Here is a 16,217-nt window from a genome sequence, read left to right on the forward strand (position 1 = left end):
CTTACCGATCGATTCCGGCCCCGAACGGTCCGGACCGACCATGGTCGTTCACATGTCCAGTACGAGTCGATCACCTCGCGCCCGTGACACACAGATCAGCATCGAGTCGCCCCGCTCCGCCTCGGTCAGCAACTCGTCCCGGTGATCCACCTCGCCCTCCAGCACCCGCTGTTGGCAGGTCCCGCAGAAACCCTGCTCGCAGGAGTACGCGGTGTCCGGCAGCTCGGCGCGTACGGCGGCCAGCACCGACGAGCCCTCCGGCACGGTCAACGTCCGCCCGCTGCGCCGCAGTTCGACCTCGAACGCACCGCCGCCCGCCGAGGCGCGCGGCGCGAAGCGCTCCAGACGAACCCGGGGGAACCGCTCCTCCACCGCGGCCATCAACCCCTCCGGCCCACAGCAGTAGACGGCAGCGCCCTCGGGCACCTCCGCGAGGAGACCGTCGAGATCCGGCACCCCCTCCACGACGCTCACCCGGTCCCCGCCCAGCTTCTCGACGTCCTCCAGGAACGGCATCGAGGCCCGGTCCCGCCCGCAGTACAGCAACCGCCACCGCACGCCCTCGCCCAGCGCCCGCAGCATCGGCAGCACGGGCGTGATCCCGATGCCGCCCGCGACGAAGACGTACGACTCGGCCCCGACGAGCGGGAATCGGTTCCGCGGCCCCCGCACCTGAAGCTCCATGCCCTCCCGCACCTGCTCGTGCACCTCGCGCGAGCCGCCTCGCCCGTCCGGGACCAGCCGGGTCGCCACGGTGTACGACGAGGTGTCCTCCGGGTCCCCGCACAGCGAGTACTGCCGCACCAGACCCGACGGCAGCACCAGGTCGAGATGCGCGCCGGGCTCCCAGCGCGGCAGGTCGCGCCCCTCGAGGCGCAGTTGTACGACGCCCTCGGCGACCTCCTCGCGCGAGGCCACCAGCACACGCAGCGCCCGCGACCGGGGCCGCCCGGAGACCGGCTCGTCCAGGGCGGGCATCGGCCACAGCGGCGAGACCCGGATACGGCGCCGCATCGCCCGCCGGGCGAGCAGGGCGGCACCGGCGACGGCCGCGACGGTCCTCAGCTTCGGCATCAGGCGGCACCCTTCTCCGCGGCCAGCGCGGCGAGCGCGGCGGGGGACGTGGCGAGATAGGCGACGGCCTGTTCCGTGGAGCCCTCCCGCGAGGGGTGATACGACCGGCTCAGATACCGGGGTATGGACCTGAGCATCTCCCCGGTCGCCGGCAGCGTCCCGCGCCTGCCCCGGACGTGGAAGTCCCTGAAGGTCGCCTTGCCGTCGACGAGCGTCGGGTCGTTCTGCATGAAGAACCGCGCCCCGCGCTGCCAGAGGAAGACAAGCGCCGTGAACGCGGTCGCCCACGTCCGCACCCGCCGCCCGTAGTCCCCGTCGACGTGCATGAACAGATCGAAGGCGACCGACCGGTGCTCGACCTCCTCGGCGCCGTGCCAGCGCAGCAGGTCCAGCATGGTCGGGTCGGCGCCCCGGCGGTCCAGCTCCTCGGCGTTGAGCACCCAGTCGCCGAGGAAGGCGGTGTAGTGCTCGATGGCCGCGATCAGCGCCACCCGCTCCATCAGCCACCAGCGGCGCGCCCGGCCCGGCGGCAGCGTGCGGTCGCCGAGCAGCTTCTCGAAGAGCCAGTCGACCTGCGCGGTGTACGGCGTCGGATCAAGACCCTGCTCCCGCAGATGCGGCAGCACCTCGTCATGGGCCTGTGAGTGCATCGCCTCCTGCCCGATGAACCCGAGCACGTCCTCGCGCAGCCGCTCGTCCCGTATGTACGGCAGCACCTGCTTGTAGACGTGCACGAACCACCGCTCACCGGCCGGCAGGAGCAGATGCAGCACGTTGATGGTGTGCGTGGTGAACGGATCCCCCGGCACCCAGTGCAACGGGGTGTCGTCCCAGGAGAAGGACACCTTGCGGGCCTTGAGGGGCACCCGGTCCTGCGTATTAGACATGGCGTCAATGTACTGACGGGTAAGTCCCGGGTGAAGCCCCCTGTGCCACCTTGTTCACACGACCGTCAGCAAGGTGGCTCACTGGAGCCCGTTGATCGTCCGACCGCTCTCCAGCGTGCCCTTCAGCTCGGCCTGCGCCCCCTGTTTCGCCTTCGCCGCCAGCAGGTTGTCCCGGGAGGTGCCGTGCACACCACCCGTGGCGGTGATCGAGTCGGTGTCCCGGGTGCCGGCCGCGAGCAGGTACCAGTCGCCCGCCTTCGCCTTCCACAGCACCCCGGCCAGCACATGGGGATCGCGGGCACCGCACGCCGGCACGTTCTGCGCCTTCGCCGCCAGCGCCGCGCGCGTCGCGCCCGGCGTGCGGAACTGGGCCAGCACCCGCTCGCCACCGCCCCGCCAGGTCTCGGCACGGGTGCACACCCAGTCCGCGGAACCGGTGCCGTCGGGCAGCGGCTGTGCGGCGAACGACCAGGCGTTGACCGTGCGCACACCCGCGGAGCGCATCGCGCCCAGCCAGCAGGAGTACGGCGCCCAGGTGTGCAGAGCCCGTTCGCCGGTCACCTCCGCGGTCCTTCCGGGGTGGCCCGTGGTGAGGCGGGCCGGGACCAGTTCGGCGAGGTCGCTCAGCAGCCGGGTGCCGGTGCTGTCGGTCGTCTGGAGGACGTTCCAGGACGAACACGCCCCGGTCCGCTGGGACAGCGGGCTCGCCAGCGGCGAGGTGACCCCGTCCGTCACGGTGAGCTCCATCGCCCCGCCGTCCGGCTTCAGCAGATCCCGCTCGGCCGCCTCCTTCACCCAGGGCGCCAGCAGATAGCGGACATTGCCGTCGGCCCGGCTCAGCACCACCGCGCCCGCATCCGCCCTGGTCGCGCCGTCGACCCGGGAGAAGTCCAGGGCGGCACCGGCCGTGCCGTCGACCGGCTCGGCGTAGCGGGCGATGCGCAGACCGTCGTAGAGCAGGACCACGCGTGCGGTGTCGACGGTCCCCGCGTACAGCAACTGCGGTGCGCCGGGCGGGCCGCCCGCCGGGGTGCCGGGCGTCGCCGAGACCGCGACCGTCTCGCCGGGGCGGGCCCACACGGCGAGGGCGCGGCGCAGCAGGGCCGTGTCGCCGGTGCGGTCGCCGCGCGCGGGCCACACCGAGAAGTCGGAGCGGGCGGCGGACTGCCAGGCCAGCGCGGGCACCTTCGTCAACTGGGCCGGGTCGAGGGCGGCCTCGGCCGCCGGGTTCTGCGCGTACGGGGGCGCGGCGGGGCCGTCGGGGGCCCAGCCCTCGCCGGGCAGGCCGAGCAGCGCCCCGCACACCAGGAGCGCGGCCCCGGCGGCGAGCGCGGCCCGCAGATGCTGTCTGCGCCGCATCAGATCGGTGGGCCGGGCCTGGAGCGAACAGGGGTCGAACTCGGGGGAGTCGAGCAGCGCGTACTGCGCCGGTACGGCGTCGGCCTCCTCCAGCGCGTCGTCCACGTCCGCGACGCCGGCCGCCGCCAGGATCTCGCGCACGTCACCGTCCGGGAGCTGCTCCAGGCCGCGCAGGACGTAGGCCGCCCGCGCCGGGCCGGACAGCGCCGACAACCGCTGGTCCAGGGCGAGTTCGTCGGCGCCGCCCGACCTGGGGAAGAGGCGCAGGCCCCAGACCTGGGGCAGCAGGGGCGGCAGTTGGGAGCGCCTGGGCCAGGCCGGGCGCTTGAGCGTCAGGCCCGCCTCCAGTGCCGTACGCAGCACCCGGAGCCGGAGATAGGCGTACCCCGGGTCGCCGTCGCGGCCGGTCGACTGGGCCGGGATCACGGGCGTCGCGGCCGCCCGGCCACGGGGCAGCGCGCGCTGTGTGAGGGAGTGCGCGGTCACCACGCGCCGGTTGCGGCCGAGGCTCGGCGGCAGCACCAGGTAGGCGAGCCGGACGAGCCGCGGATAGTGCTCGACGAGCGCGGCCTCGGCCCGCTCGACATCGACGACCGGACCGGCCGGGGCGGGCCCTGGGCGCGAGGCGACATCCTGTGACTGCACGTTCAGCAGAACGAGCGAATCGTCGGTTGGTCACAGCCCGCACGGGTTGCCCGACCGCGTCGCGGACCGGCTCGCTCCAGGCACCTGTCGTCAAACTCCCGCCTGCCGCGCGTCGCCGTGCACGCACTCCGGCCGCACGGCACGAAAGCCCACGTAGCTTCTCCCTCCCGGCGCGGCACGCCCTCCGGGCGGAGGGCGGGAATTGACGACAGGGCCTAGGGCTCCAGCAGCGCTCGGGCGTAATTCGCCATCGACCGCTGATACCGGGGCAGATGACCCGCGAGCGCCCCCAGGGCAAGGGCCAGCCCCTCCCGGTCACGCCCCAGACTCGACAGGCACAGCGCCAGCGTCGCCCGTACCGCGTCATCCAGTTCGTCGGACGGCGCGTCCAGCTCGGGGGTCAGCAGCTTGACGCCGTCCTCCGCCCGCCCGATGTTCCTCAGCGAGCTGGACAGCTGGATCTTGGCCCGCCGCCCCTTGTAGCCGCTCAGCCCACCCTCCAGCGCCTCCCGGTACAGCGGCACCGCCTTGTCCGAGTGCCCGGTCGAGTCCCAGGCACAGGCCCGCTCGAAGAGGCCGAGGGGGCTGTCGGCGGGCAGTTCGGCGACGAGCGCGTCGATGACGGCGCGGAAGTCGGCCGCCTCCTCTTCGGTATAGCTGTCGAACGTCGCCCATGCGGCGGTCACGCGGTCTTCCCAGTCCTGGTTCACCGGCCCACACTCGCACATCCGTACCCGTGAGAGCCTCCCGTTTTTGAGCGCATCGCCCGCCGCAGCCGTATGGGAGGCGAGGGCCCCCGCCGGGGCTCACTGCGGCATGACCGGAGGAACCGATGACATTGACCCGACCGATGCTCGCGCTGACCGGCGCGGTGGCGGTGCTCGCGCTGGCGGGCTGTGGCGCCGGCGGGGACAGCGAGGCTGCCGTTCCCAGGACGGCGACCGGCAGCCTGGAGAAGCTGGCCGCCGAAGCGAAGTGCGAGCCGGACATGCAGACCGACGCCGACGAGATCCGCCAGGCCATCTGCAAGACCGGCAAGGAGAAGTACATCCTCGCCACCTTCGCCACCGACCGCGGCCAGCGTGAGTGGATCAACACGGCCAAGGACTACGGCGGCTACTACCTCGTCGGCCGCAAGTGGGTCGCCGTCGGCCACGAGGACGTCGTGACGGGGCTGCGCGACACGCTCGGCGGAACCCTGGAGATCGGGACCGACCACTCCGCTCACTAGAACCCCGGGCAAGCGAAAGCCGGCGGTGGGATCTCCCACCGCCGGCTTTCTGCGCTACGGCCTACCGCCTAGTGCGTCACTGGCATTCCTGACCGCTGTTGATGCACTGGACCACCTGGTTCATCAGGTCTTCGGACATGAAGTTGATGAAGTCGTTGTGGTCGGTGATCGGCTTGTGCAACTGCTCGGGGAAGCCGTCCACCGCGAACGGGTTCACCACCTGCCCGTTCTCGATCTGCGGGGCGGGAACGTCGTACACCAGCTTGGCCTGCAGCTGGGGGATCGCCTGGAAACCGTTCGGGCAGCTGCCGTCCGCCTGGACGAAGGCAACGTGGTCACGGTGGTTGGCGCTGTCGGTGTTCTGGCCGTCCCAGCAGCTCTGGAAGTTGGACGTCCGCACCACCGAGCTGCCCTCGGGGCAGATCGGGTACTGCTCCGTCAACTGCCGGTCCTCGAAGCCGGTGCAGCTCCAGGAGGTGTTGGCGTTCGCGAGACCGTTGGTGAACGCCTTGGCGTCACCGGTGATGATGCGCAGGCCCGTCGGCATCGCAACGACATCGCTCGCCTTGTTGCCGACGAACCGCAGCTCCGCCTGGGAGGCTTGCAGGACCTTGCCCACGTTGCCTTCCAGACCGCCTCCGGCCTCGTTCGCGTCCGCCTCCTGCGTACCGTCCTGCAGACGCAGCACCGGCCAGTAGTACGTGGACTTGTCGGCCTGGTTCTGGCAGCTCGTATCGGCCTGCAGGAACTCCTCGTCGCTGGTGAAGGCGTCGTTGTCCTGGTTGCCGACGTAGTCGTGGCGGTGGTGGGCGCCGTTGTCGACACCGGGAGCGACGATGATGTTGTCCGTGTTGGCGTTGCCGTTCTCGTTGGTACCGCACTCGGTGGTGAAGGTACCCGTCGAGCCGGAGTCGCCGTTCGCGGCCAGACCGTTCTGCAGGTTGCGGGAGTTGGGCTGGACGTCCTGGATGTTGACGAAGTCCTGCGCCACCGGGCCGTTGCCGGCTTGACCGCCGTTGCCCTCGGGCACCGGGTCGAGGCCGTTGTCCTGGCCCTGGTCCTGGCCGCCGTCCTGTCCCTGGTCCTGACCGTCGTTGTTCTGGTCCTGACCGTCGTTGTTCTGGCCGTCGTCGCCGTTGCCGTCGTTGACCTCCGGCTGCTCGGCCGCGACGCCCTCGCACTGGGCGAGCTGGTCCAGTCCCTGCGGTCGCTGTCCACCGGCCCGGTTGATGTTGATACCGATCCGGTCGATCGTGGCCACTCGCTTGGACTTCAGCGGGCCGAGGATGGCGTTGTTGACGAAGTTGGGGTCCCCGGCCTGGGCCTGCCGCGTGTCGGCGAGACGCGCGTAGGCATCCGTGATCTGTTTGTCGAGCAGCGCCAACTCCTTGGCCACGCCCTGGCGCGCACCTTCCGGCACGTCCTTCAGTTGCTGGCCGACGTCCGGGCAGTTGATCGTCGCCATCTGGGCGCCCGTGGCCTTCGTCTGGTTCCACCCAGACGACTGGTCCTCATGTGCCGAGGCATAGAAGTTGGCCCATACAAGCCCGCCCCCACCGAGCGCTAGGGCCGCCGTCCCGGCAATGGCCTTGGTGGCCAGCGGCATCCGGCGTTTTCTTGTATTGCGTCCCATGGAACTCCTCTGACTTCCTTTTTCGGGGGCATCGAGGCGCCCGACAGGAGTGAAGCGGCTCCCTTTCATACGGAGGGCGTCCCAGGGGTGTTCAGCCGTCTCGGAAATTGTTGAGAGATTCGTGAGTGCGCTGTGTGCTCAACGTCCCCTGAAACACCAGGAGTTGTTGATCCCATACACCGGGTGAAATGGGCAGGTCCGGTTTTACCGGCCGTGGTTGAGATACGCGAGAACCGCCAGCACGCGACGGTTGTCGTCGTCCGACACCTCCAGGCCCAGTTTGGCGAAGATATTGGCGGTGTGCTTGGCGATGGCCCGTTCCGTGACGACCAGACGCTCGGCGATCGCCGCGTTGGACCGGCCCTGCGCCATCAGCTCCAGCACCTCCGTCTCCCGGGGCGTGAGCCGGGCCAGCGGCTGGTCGTCGGCCGCGCGCCGGGAGAGCAACTGCTGGATCACCTGCGGGTCCATCGCCGTGCCGCCCGCCGCGACCCGCCGTACCGCGTCCACGAACTGCTCCGCGTCGAACACCCGGTCCTTCAGCAGATACCCCACCCCGCCGCTGCCGTCCGCGAGCAGCTCCCGCGCGTACAGCTGCTCCACGTGCTGCGAGAGCACCAGCACCGGCAGCCCGGGCCGCTTCCGGCGGGCCTCGAGCGCGCACTGCAACCCCTCGTCGGTGTTGGTCGGCGGCAGCCGTACGTCGACCACGGCCACGTCCGGCTCCAGCTCGGCCAGCGCACGGGACAGCTCGGGGCCGGTCTCGACGGCCGCCGCGATCTCGAAGTCGTAGGCCTGAAGGAGCCGGACGAGCCCGTCCCGCAGCAGGAACAGGTCTTCGGCTAGGACAACGCGCAAGGGATCTCCATGGTGACCATGGTGGGGCCGCCCGCGGGAGAGCTGACGGCCAGGACGCCGTCGAATGTACCCAGTCGCCGCTCGATCCCGGCCAGGCCCGAGCCGGCCCCGACCACCGCGCCGCCCTTGCCGTTGTCGGTGACGCTGACGCGCAGCATGTCGCCGGTGTGGTGCAGGTCGAGCCAGATCCGGTCGGCGCCCGAGTGCTTGACGGCGTTGGTGAGCACCTCGCTGACCGCGAAGTACGCCGCCGACTCCACGGGCGCCTCTGCCCGCCCGGTCAGCTCCACGTTCACCTCGGTCGCCACCGGCAGCCGCAGCGCCAACGCCCGTACCGCGTCGCCCAGTCCGCGCTCGGCGAGGACCGGCGGATGGATGCCGCGCACCAGGTCGCGCAGTTCGGCGAGGGCGTCGGCGGAGGACCGGCGGGCCTGCGCGACGAGCTGCTTGGCCTTCGCCGGGTCCTTCTCCAGCAGCATCTCGATCGTCCCCAGATCCATGCCCATCGCCACCAGCCGGGCCTGCGCCCCGTCGTGCAGATCCCGCTCGATGCGGCGCAGTTCGGCGGCCGAGGTGTCCACGGCGTCCCTGCGCGTCTCGGTCAGCACCCGCACCCGCTCGGCGAGTTCACCCTGGTTGGAGCCGAGGACGGCCCGGGTCAGCCGGAAGTGGACCTGGAGCAGGCGCGCGGTGAAGAAGTGCGCGCAGAACAGCAGGCCGAGCCCGAGGGCCGCCGCGCCGAACGCGGACGTCTGATCGGTGACCGGCACGAAGCCGTACCAGTACGTGCCGCCGGTGGAGTCCACGAACACCCGCCACAGCCCGGCGGCGATGGCGAACCCCTCCAGCGGATAGAGGAGCAGCACGGCCGGCAGCAGCGCGGTGACGAACCCCGCCGTCATGTCGACCGGCAGCCACCGCAGGTCCCGCCAGGTCGCCGGGTCGCGCAGCATCCCGAAGGTGCGCGACCACGGGTTGGCGTCCGGCGGCAGCGGCCGGTACGCGGGCGGGATCCGCACCCCGCCCCACTCGGCCGCGAGCACCCGCCGCCAGTCGGCGAAGGCCCGTACCCCCGTCAGCACCCACGGCGTCGTCACGATGCCGACGCCGATCGGTATGAGCGCGATGGACACGAGGGACAGGACGAAGCAGAGGACGGCCCCCGGCAGGGACACCAGCGCCAGTGCCAGCCCTCGCAGGGCGGCGCGCCCCATGCCCCGCGCACTCGAGCCGCGGCCGCTCTTCTTGTCGTTGGTCATGCCGTCAGTCTCGCGAAGGCCGCGGCGGTGGTCACGGGGCCGGGGCCCCGGATCAGGGGGTGGTGCCAGGTACACCCCGCCCGGTCGCCGCGAGCACCTTCGCCTCCGCCTCGGGAGCGAGGCCCACCGCCGGCCGGTCCGGCCGCCGGGGTGCGGTTCCGCCCATGTCGCGCAGCCATTGCCAGGTGTCGGCCACGGTCTCGGCGACGGGACGGCAGCGCAGCCCCGCCGCGACGGCCCGGGAGACGTCCGCACCGTGCAGCGCCGCGTGCCCCTCGCTGCCCGGCGGCACCCACACCGGAAGCTGGGTCCACGGCTCGATGCCCGCGTCCAGGATCACCTCGGGTCCGGTCCAGCACAGCTCGGCGCCCGAGCCGGTCACGGCCACGCACGCGTCGAGCAGCTCACCCATCGTGGTGTGCCCCCGCGGGCTGATGAGGTTGTACGGCCCGCTCAACTCCCGTTCCACGGCGCCCAGCGCCCACTCCGCGAGATCGCGGACATCGACGTACTGCAAGGGGAGGTCTCGCGGCCCGGGCGCGAGGACGGGCCCGCCGCGCGCGATCCGGCCGAGCCACCACGGCAGCCGTCCGACGTTCTCGTACGGCCCGAGGATCAGCCCGGCCCGCACGAGCACGGAACGGTCGGCCCCGAAGCCCTCGACGGCGCCCAGCTCCCCGCCCAGCTTGTCCCGCGCGTACTCGCTCTCCTCGGCACCGGCCTCGGCGCCCTCGACCAGCGGCGCGTCCTCGGCGTACCCGGCGGGCGGCGCCCACGCGTACACCGAGCAGCTCGACACGTACACATACCGCCCGGCGCGGCCCCGCAGCAGCCGCGCCGAGTCCCGTACGGCACGGGGCGCCGCCGACCAGGTGTCGACGACGGCGTCCCACTCACCGTCCGCGAGGGCGGCGAGCCCGTCGGGCGCGGTGCGGTCACCGTGCAGCGACCGCACCCCCGCCGGGGGCTCGTGCCGCCCCCGGTGGAAGACGGTCACCTCCCAGCCCCGCCCGAGCGCCGCCTCCACGACGGCCCGCCCCGCGAACTCCGTACCACCCAGCATCAACAGCCTCATGCCGTCGACTCTGCCCGGTGCGGACGGCGAACGGAACGGGACTCTGCCGTCAGCAGAGGGCGGGCTCAGCGCCCGGCCGGCGGAGCGTACTTGTACCCCACCCTGCGCACGGTCCGGATGGCGTCCCGGTGCTCGGCGCCCAGCTTGCGGCGCAGCCGGGCGACATGGACGTCGACGGTACGGCCGTCGCCCACATGCCCGTAGCCCCACACGGTGGTGACCAGCTGATCGCGCGTGTGCACCCGGTGCGGGTTGGCCACCAGATGGGCGAGCAGCTCGAACTCCAGGTAGGTCAGGTCGAGTTCACGCCCGTCGACCGAGGCGGTACGCCGCACGGTGTCGACGGCGACGAGAGGGTCGCCGCCGGCCTGCGGGACCGGCGGCTGCCGGTCGGCCGGGACGAGCACCAGGTAGCCGACCATCGGCGGCTGTCCCGGCAGGGTGGGCAGGGAGTGCTGGGGAGCGGGCAGCCAGGTGGCGCCCGGCGGCATGAGGTCCGCGACGTCGATCACAGGGGGAGTGGTCGCCATGAGAGGTCAGCTCTTTCGCGCGAGAAGTCGTGGGGAGACGTACGTCGATTCGCGCTGGCCGAAGGCCGGGAAGGTACGGCTTTACAGGGCCCGCGCGTTCATCGCGCGGCAACACACCCGGTCGAAGTCGTGGTGCTGACGGGAAGGCCAGAAGGGCTCGAGGTCATGGTGACCTGTCGCGGGATGCTCCTGGAAGCCGACCATGCCCCCATTGAAGCAGACCGCGGGACGACAGAGCGAGGGGCGCCCACCGTTCCCGGTGGACGCCCCTCGGAGCCGAGCGGTGCGGATCAGACCTGGCCGGCCTTCTCCAGCGCGGAGCAGCAGGTGTCGACGAGCAGACGCGTCACGACGTACGGGTCGACGTTGGCGTTGGGACGGCGGTCCTCGATGTAGCCCTTGCCGTCCTTCTCGACCTGCCACGGGATACGGACCGAGGCGCCGCGGTTGGAGACGCCGTAGGAGTACTCGTTCCACGGGGCGGTCTCGTGCAGACCGGTCAGGCGGTCGTCGATGCCGGCGCCGTAGTTCTTGACGTGGTCCAGCGGCTTGGAACCCTCGCCCAGCGACTCGCAGGCGGTGATGATCGCGTCGTAGCCCTCGCGCATCGCCTTGGTGGAGAAGTTGGTGTGCGCGCCGGCGCCGTTCCAGTCGCCCTTCACCGGCTTCGGGTCCAGCGTCGCGGCGACGCCGAAGTCCTCGGCGGTGCGATAGAGCAGCCAGCGGGCCACCCAGAGCTGGTCCGAGACCTCGAGCGGGGACAGCGGGCCGACCTGGAACTCCCACTGGCCGGGCATGACCTCGGCGTTGATGCCGGACAGGCCCAGGCCCGCCTTCAGGCAGTTGTCCAGGTGCGCCTCGACGACGTCACGGCCGAAGATCTCGTCGGCGCCGACACCGCAGTAGTAGCCGCCCTGGGGGGCCGGGAAGCCGCCCTTGGGGAAGCCGAGCGGATAGCCGTCCTGGAAGAACGTGTACTCCTGCTCGATACCGAAGATCGGCTCCTGCGCGGCGAACTTCTCCGCCACCTCGACGAGCGCGGCACGCGTGTTGGACGGGTGCGGGGTGAGGTCGATGTTCAGGACCTCGCACAGCACCAGTACGTCGTCGCCGCCGCGGATCGGGTCCGGGCAGGTGAAGACCGGCTTGAGCACGCAGTCCGAGGCGTGGCCCTCGGCCTGGTTGGTGGAGGACCCGTCGAAGCCCCAGATCGGCAGCGCGTCCAGACCGGCGGGCTCACCCGCGATGATCTTCGTCTTGGAACGCAGCTTGGCCGTCGGCTCGGTGCCGTCGATCCAGATGTACTCAGCCTTGAAGGTCACGGGCCACATCCTTCGGGGGTGGGTCTAGGCGCACTTGCGGGTGCTGCGGCGCTGCGGCACTGAGGCGCCGCTCTTGATGCCCGCGAGCCTGTCAACAGGCGATTTCCCGGCCGTTGCCCGTATGTGAACCCCGTGTTACCGGGTGATGGTGTGGCGCGATTCACGTGGTGAGCGGCTGTATACGTACGCGGGTCCCGCCACCCGTGGCCGCGAGTGGCAGGACCCATGACACGTACGGTGTGGTGACCCGGGCCTCACCCCACCTTCTCGATCAGCGCCCGGCGGATCAGGAACTTGCCGGGCTCACGGACCTGCTCGAACGCGGCGTTGTTCAGCAGCGCACAGCTACCGGAGGCCGAGGTGACCTCCACCGTCGTGGACTTGTCGTTGTCCAGGTTGGTGACCTTCAGCTTCGTGCCCACCGGGAACTGGTTGCTGGACGCGGCCGGAGCCCCGCCCTCGCCGGAGAGCGTGACCGTGGACCCGTTGCAGACCTGCTGCCCCGAGGCCGCGGCATCGCCACCGGCGTTCCCCGTGTCCCCGGCACCCTCCGCGGGCGCGCTCGGCTGTGCGGTCTGGGAGCCCTGAGCCGACTCCCCGACGACACACCCGGACGCCTCCTGCTGGACCTTGATCTGCTGGACCACGGCCTCACGGTTGGCGATCCTCGCCTCGGACTGGGCGTCGGGGTTCGCCCGTTGCCCCTCGATGAACCGCTCGTTGTTGCCGAGCGCGGTGGCGAGCCCCTGGCAGACACTCGACTCCGCGGCCGATTTCGGCGTCTGCGCGGCGTTCGAGGTGGTCGCCATGACGAAGGCGCCGCCGCCCGCCACCGTCGCCGCACTCACCAACAGGGCGAGCTTCTTCTTCGTGCTGAGAGTTCTCCTGCGCGACATGCGCGCCTCCTGAAGAGGTAGGGGAGCGTACGTCGCTATGTACGAGATACCGAACGAGGTTACTCAGCGGTTACAGGAGTCACTGAAGTAACGTGCGTCACAGTCCAGTTGGGAGATTCTCAGCCCTCACGGGACAGCGCGTCCCGTACCGCCTCCTCTGTACGCCCGACCACGGCCGTACCGTCCTCCGCGGTGATGATCGGCCGCTGGATCAGCTTCGGATGCTCGGCCAGCGCCTTCACCCACCGATCCCGCGCACCCGCGTCCCGCGCCCACTCCTTGACCCCGAGCTCCTTGGCGGCCGCCTCCTGGGTCCGGGTGATGTCCCACGGCTCCAGCCCCAGCCGCTCCAGCACCTCCCGGATCTCGTCCTCGCTCGGCACGTCCTGCAGGTAGCGGCGGACGGTGTACTCGGCGCCCTCGGCGTCGAGCAGTGTGATGGCGCTGCGGCACTTGGAACAGGCCGGATTGATCCAGATCTCCATGCGGCCCACGGTATCCCGAGGCGCCGTGTTCGATTTTCTCGCCGCCTCACAGGCATCTTGCGGACCGGGTGTGACACGGTGACAACTTCGTTGCTGACCAGGGCATTTCATGGACGTTCGGAGCCCCCCGGATGTCAGTGCCGGGCACTAGAATACAAGTAGTGTTCGAGAGCGTCACCGGAGAACCCGGCCGGCGCTCTGACCGCGACAGGAGGATGCCTGTGCCCGCTGCCGCACTGAAGCCGAAGACGAAGCCGACCCACAAGCCGCTGCCCACCCAGTCCACCGCGAAGCACCCGGTGCTGCTCGACCTGCCGTACGCACCGCTGGAGAAGCGACCGCTGCCGCCGGGCCGCCCGCGCGAGTGGTACATCACCCACAACCGCCGCCTGAAGGCGATGCGCCTCGCCATAGCGCTCCTCGACTCGGGCGTCTACATGCCGAACCAGGCGCGCAACGAGACGATCCGGGACACCGCGGAGACGATCGGCGTCCACCCGCCGTCGGACACGACGTGCCACATGGTCAGGGCGCTGATGCGGTACTCGCGGTAGCCGTGGCGCCGGGTGCCGCCTCCGCGCGGTGGCACCCGGCGTCGAACGGCGTCCGTCAGCCCGACAACTCCCGCTCCAGCGGCGTCCGGAACCGGGGCGTCACCCGAGCCGCCCCCACCCACCCCCGCACCCGCTCCGCCTCCACCGCGACCGCCGCCTCGACCGCGCGCCGCCGCGCGCCCCCGAGATCCTCCAGCAGCCGCCAGACGATCTCCCCGTCCCCGCGCTGGGCCCACCCGCCCACGACCCGCCCGTTCCACCACACCGTCGGCCCCACGTTGCCGCTCCCGTCGAACAGCGCGGGCCGCAACTCAGGTGCCAGATACCAGTCCCGCTGCCGCCACCCCATCGCCGTGGGGTCGAGCCCCGGCAACAGCGCCGCCCATGGCTCCGCGGGCCCGGCCACCGGCTCGACGTCGCCGGCGACGACATACCCCGTACCCTCGCCCCCCGTCCCCTCGTCCAGGGACACGGCCTGCGCCCCGATCGCCGCCAGCGCCCGGCGCACCTCCGTCACCCGCCACCCGGTCCACCACTTCAGGTCGGCCTCGGTCGCGGGACCGCACGCCGTGAGCCAGCGCCGCAGCAGCTCCGCCTGCGCCCCGGCCACGTCCAGCTCGGGATGCTCGGGCGCCACCGCCCACCGGAACTGCGAGGACGTCCAGGAGCCCAGCGGCCGCCCCCGTACGACCCTCCCCTCGACGCCCAGCACTCTCAGCAGCCGCGTCGAAACGGTGTGCGTCCCCTCGTAGCTCTTGCCGGCCGCGTACACGAACCGCACGCGCAACCGCGGTTCGTCCGCGGCGAGTTCGGCCGCCGTGGCCTGCCCCCGCCGGGCCAGCGCGGCCAGCGTCGACTCCTCGACGTCCGCGAGCCATGCCGCGTCCGGCGCTCCCGCCGTCGCCATCTGCTTGATCAGCGAGGCCCGCTCCCGGGCGGCGACCGCGAGGCCGGTGGAGGCGTGCACGACGGCGGTCAGCTCGGCGGGGAACACGAACACGGTGTGCCGCATGCCGTGCATCCGCACCAGCGCACGGTCCTCGTACAGCGCCCGCTCGGTCTCCACGACGGTCTTCGCGGCCTCCGCCAGCCGCGCGCCCACGGCCAGGTACACGGTCGCCGGATCGGTGCCGTGCAGCGCGACCAGCGACTCGGCGACGTCGACCGGCCCCTGCGCCCGCGCCTCCTGGGCCAGCCGGTGCCGCACCGCCAGCCGGGCCCGCCGCTCGGCCACCCCGATGTACCGCACCCCGTCACCCATCCCGGCCTCCACCCGCGACGACACCATCGCCCCCATCTTCCCCGCACCCACTGACACCGCCGTCCCGAAAAACGAGATGCACGCCGAGTGACCGTCTCCCTACCCTGGACACGCGTAACGGAGCAGTTCACGCCGCTTTCCGCAGGGCGGGGGTCACCCTGCGGACTCGGGGCTACTCTCTACGCACCGACGGGCGGCCGCCCTTCCCCCAGCGCCCCGTCGGGACAGATCACCGCTCAGATCCAGAGTCAACCCACGCACACGGAGGCCCGTGATGGGCACCATCGTCTTGTCCGGGACCGTCGTCCTGGTGATCTTGGGATTCGGAAACCACCTCTACTGGCTCGCCGCCGTCGCCGTGCTGTTCCTGTACCTGCAGTACGGCCGGGACTCCTCCGCGTCGGGCGGCGGGGCCGGGGGAGGGTCCTCGTCGGGAGGATCCATGCCCTCGGACTACCGCGCCTACCGCGACCGCCGTGATATGCAGGCCAAGTGGGAGCGCCGCTACCGCCGCGAGCGTCCCCTGGAGTCCCGTCGTCAGCAGCGCGAGAAGAGCAGCTGAATCACAGGCCGGGGGCGCCCCAGACCGGGAACCAGCGGGTCAGGTCCTGCTCGATCCGCAGGTCGTCGGCGAGGACGGCCTTCATCCGCAGTTCCAGCGAGTTGTCCCGGCGCTCCGCCGCGCCGGGCAGCGGCGCGAAGGGATAGAAGGTGCCGCGCTTGTAGAGGTAGACGAGGGTGAGCCGTCTGCCCTCGTCGTCCTCGAACCCGGCCAGTGAGCACAGCAGCTGCGGTCCGAAGCCGTTGACCTCCATCGCGCTGTTCACCGCGTGCAGATCGTTGACCAGCTCCGGCAGCTGGTTCGGGGTGCGCTCGGAGACCAGCCACGAGTAGCCGTAGCCGTCCCGGGTCAGCCGCACCGGCCGGCCCTCGCGCCCGGCGTCCGCGTCCAGCAGCGCCTGGACCTCGCGGTGCGTCTGCTCGAAGGCCGCGCCCTCGACCGTGGCGAAGCACACCGCGCCGCTGCCGGTCGGCCGGAACCCGGCCGCCGCCTCCAGCGTCACCGCCGCCGACGGCAGCCCGAAGAGCTGGTCGAGATCGGGTACGACCGGCTTGGTACGGCCGAGCAGAATGTCCAGCAGCCCCAT

17 protein-coding genes are annotated in these 16,217 nt (G+C 71.4%); 3 read left to right on the top strand and 14 right to left on the bottom strand.

Annotated elements, in window-relative coordinates; genetic code table 11:
* Nucleotides 1-48: 48 nt before the first annotated feature.
* The 4 genes from IM697_RS10755 to IM697_RS10770 all read right to left on the bottom strand — a co-directional run bounded on the left by IM697_RS10755 (nt 49) and on the right by IM697_RS10770 (nt 4,693).
* Complete coding sequence (locus IM697_RS10755) at nt 49-1,074, bottom strand: PDR/VanB family oxidoreductase (RefSeq protein ID WP_194046962.1); 1,026 nt, start codon at nt 1,072-1,074, stop codon at nt 49-51.
* Nucleotides 1,074-1,961, bottom strand: coding sequence for a metal-dependent hydrolase (locus IM697_RS10760; protein ID WP_194046964.1), 888 nt, complete (start codon nt 1,959-1,961; stop codon nt 1,074-1,076). The genes IM697_RS10755 and IM697_RS10760 overlap by 1 nt, the downstream gene beginning before the upstream one ends.
* A 78-nt stretch (nt 1,962-2,039) precedes the next feature.
* Nucleotides 2,040-3,965, bottom strand: coding sequence for a hypothetical protein (locus IM697_RS10765; protein ID WP_194046965.1), 1,926 nt, complete (start codon nt 3,963-3,965; stop codon nt 2,040-2,042).
* A gap of 215 nt (nt 3,966-4,180) precedes the next feature.
* The gene (locus IM697_RS10770; protein ID WP_194046967.1) at nt 4,181-4,693 is read right to left on the bottom strand and encodes a tetratricopeptide repeat protein; all 513 of its coding nucleotides are present in this window, start codon (nt 4,691-4,693) and stop codon (nt 4,181-4,183) included.
* 104 nt (nt 4,694-4,797) lie between these two features.
* Between IM697_RS10770 and IM697_RS10775 the strand changes: the two genes are divergently transcribed.
* Nucleotides 4,798-5,196 (top strand): hypothetical protein, encoded by a 399-nt coding sequence (locus tag IM697_RS10775; RefSeq protein ID WP_194046969.1) that lies wholly within the window; start codon nt 4,798-4,800, stop codon nt 5,194-5,196.
* A gap of 76 nt (nt 5,197-5,272) precedes the next feature.
* Here IM697_RS10775 and IM697_RS10780 read toward each other — a convergent pair whose 3' ends face one another.
* The 8 genes from IM697_RS10780 to IM697_RS10815 all read right to left on the bottom strand — a co-directional run bounded on the left by IM697_RS10780 (nt 5,273) and on the right by IM697_RS10815 (nt 13,254).
* Nucleotides 5,273-6,829 carry a DUF1996 domain-containing protein gene (locus tag IM697_RS10780; protein ID WP_194046971.1) on the bottom strand — a complete coding sequence of 519 codons (1,557 nt, stop codon included), beginning with the start codon at nt 6,827-6,829 and terminating at the stop codon, nt 5,273-5,275.
* 204 nt (nt 6,830-7,033) lie between these two features.
* A complete protein-coding gene (locus IM697_RS10785; protein WP_194046973.1) occupies nt 7,034-7,687 on the bottom strand; it encodes a LuxR C-terminal-related transcriptional regulator in 654 nt (217 codons plus the stop codon).
* Entirely contained in the window at nt 7,672-8,946 is a 1,275-nt protein-coding gene (locus IM697_RS10790; RefSeq protein ID WP_194046975.1) for a sensor histidine kinase, read from the bottom strand. The genes IM697_RS10785 and IM697_RS10790 overlap by 16 nt, the downstream gene beginning before the upstream one ends.
* A 52-nt stretch (nt 8,947-8,998) precedes the next feature.
* Nucleotides 8,999-10,021 carry an SDR family oxidoreductase gene (locus IM697_RS10795; protein ID WP_194046977.1) on the bottom strand — a complete coding sequence of 341 codons (1,023 nt, stop codon included), beginning with the start codon at nt 10,019-10,021 and terminating at the stop codon, nt 8,999-9,001.
* Between the two features lie 65 nt (nt 10,022-10,086).
* On the bottom strand, nt 10,087-10,551 hold the full coding sequence (locus tag IM697_RS10800) for a winged helix-turn-helix domain-containing protein (protein WP_194046979.1): 465 nt from the start codon (nt 10,549-10,551) through the stop codon (nt 10,087-10,089).
* Nucleotides 10,552-10,841: 290 nt separating this feature from the next.
* The gene (glnII, locus tag IM697_RS10805; RefSeq protein WP_194046981.1) at nt 10,842-11,873 is read right to left on the bottom strand and encodes a glutamine synthetase; all 1,032 of its coding nucleotides are present in this window, start codon (nt 11,871-11,873) and stop codon (nt 10,842-10,844) included.
* A gap of 254 nt (nt 11,874-12,127) precedes the next feature.
* Nucleotides 12,128-12,769 (bottom strand): RlpA-like double-psi beta-barrel domain-containing protein, encoded by a 642-nt coding sequence (locus tag IM697_RS10810; RefSeq protein WP_194046983.1) that lies wholly within the window; start codon nt 12,767-12,769, stop codon nt 12,128-12,130.
* A 119-nt stretch (nt 12,770-12,888) separates the two neighbouring features.
* Entirely contained in the window at nt 12,889-13,254 is a 366-nt protein-coding gene (locus tag IM697_RS10815) for an arsenate reductase family protein (protein WP_194046986.1), read from the bottom strand.
* Between the two features lie 221 nt (nt 13,255-13,475).
* On the opposite strand from IM697_RS10815, the gene IM697_RS10820 reads away from it, so the two are divergent.
* A complete protein-coding gene (locus tag IM697_RS10820) occupies nt 13,476-13,808 on the top strand; it encodes a hypothetical protein (protein ID WP_194046988.1) in 333 nt (110 codons plus the stop codon).
* A 55-nt stretch (nt 13,809-13,863) separates the two neighbouring features.
* Here the strand turns inward: IM697_RS10820 and IM697_RS10825 are convergent, their stop codons facing one another.
* Nucleotides 13,864-15,069: a winged helix DNA-binding domain-containing protein gene (locus IM697_RS10825; RefSeq protein ID WP_194049667.1), complete on the bottom strand. Its 1,206-nt coding sequence runs from the start codon at nt 15,067-15,069 to the stop codon at nt 13,864-13,866.
* Nucleotides 15,070-15,343: 274 nt separating this feature from the next.
* Here IM697_RS10825 and IM697_RS10830 point away from each other — a divergent pair, with 274 nt between their 5' ends.
* The gene (locus tag IM697_RS10830; RefSeq protein WP_194046990.1) at nt 15,344-15,631 is read left to right on the top strand and encodes a hypothetical protein; all 288 of its coding nucleotides are present in this window, start codon (nt 15,344-15,346) and stop codon (nt 15,629-15,631) included.
* A gap of 1 nt (nt 15,632) precedes the next feature.
* Here IM697_RS10830 and pspAB read toward each other — a convergent pair whose 3' ends face one another.
* Nucleotides 15,633-16,217, bottom strand: coding sequence for a PspA-associated protein PspAB (gene pspAB, locus IM697_RS10835; RefSeq protein WP_194046992.1), 585 nt, complete (start codon nt 16,215-16,217; stop codon nt 15,633-15,635).

The sequence above is a fragment of the Streptomyces ferrugineus genome, from assembly GCF_015160855.1.
GTDB classification, from domain to species: domain Bacteria; phylum Actinomycetota; class Actinomycetes; order Streptomycetales; family Streptomycetaceae; genus Streptomyces; species Streptomyces ferrugineus.

What these genes read in the sequence shown, in the direction of transcription:
- IM697_RS10830 (WP_194046990.1), top strand. Translation starts at nt 15,344, where the DNA reads ATGGGCACCATCGTCTTGTCCGGGACCGTCGTCCTGGTGATCTTGGGA.
- IM697_RS10760 (WP_194046964.1), bottom strand. Translation starts at nt 1,961, where the DNA reads ATGTCTAATACGCAGGACCGGGTGCCCCTCAAGGCCCGCAAGGTGTCC.
- IM697_RS10815 (WP_194046986.1), bottom strand. Translation starts at nt 13,254, where the DNA reads ATGGAGATCTGGATCAATCCGGCCTGTTCCAAGTGCCGCAGCGCCATC.
- IM697_RS10795 (WP_194046977.1), bottom strand. Translation starts at nt 10,021, where the DNA reads ATGAGGCTGTTGATGCTGGGTGGTACGGAGTTCGCGGGGCGGGCCGTC.
- IM697_RS10780 (WP_194046971.1), bottom strand. Translation starts at nt 6,829, where the DNA reads ATGGGACGCAATACAAGAAAACGCCGGATGCCGCTGGCCACCAAGGCC.
- IM697_RS10770 (WP_194046967.1), bottom strand. Translation starts at nt 4,693, where the DNA reads ATGTGCGAGTGTGGGCCGGTGAACCAGGACTGGGAAGACCGCGTGACC.
- IM697_RS10825 (WP_194049667.1), bottom strand. Translation starts at nt 15,069, where the DNA reads ATGGGTGACGGGGTGCGGTACATCGGGGTGGCCGAGCGGCGGGCCCGG.
- IM697_RS10755 (WP_194046962.1), bottom strand. Translation starts at nt 1,074, where the DNA reads ATGCCGAAGCTGAGGACCGTCGCGGCCGTCGCCGGTGCCGCCCTGCTC.
- IM697_RS10790 (WP_194046975.1), bottom strand. Translation starts at nt 8,946, where the DNA reads ATGACCAACGACAAGAAGAGCGGCCGCGGCTCGAGTGCGCGGGGCATG.
- pspAB (WP_194046992.1), bottom strand. Translation starts at nt 16,217, where the DNA reads ATGGGGCTGCTGGACATTCTGCTCGGCCGTACCAAGCCGGTCGTACCC.
- IM697_RS10775 (WP_194046969.1), top strand. Translation starts at nt 4,798, where the DNA reads ATGACATTGACCCGACCGATGCTCGCGCTGACCGGCGCGGTGGCGGTG.
- IM697_RS10800 (WP_194046979.1), bottom strand. Translation starts at nt 10,551, where the DNA reads ATGGCGACCACTCCCCCTGTGATCGACGTCGCGGACCTCATGCCGCCG.
- IM697_RS10810 (WP_194046983.1), bottom strand. Translation starts at nt 12,769, where the DNA reads ATGTCGCGCAGGAGAACTCTCAGCACGAAGAAGAAGCTCGCCCTGTTG.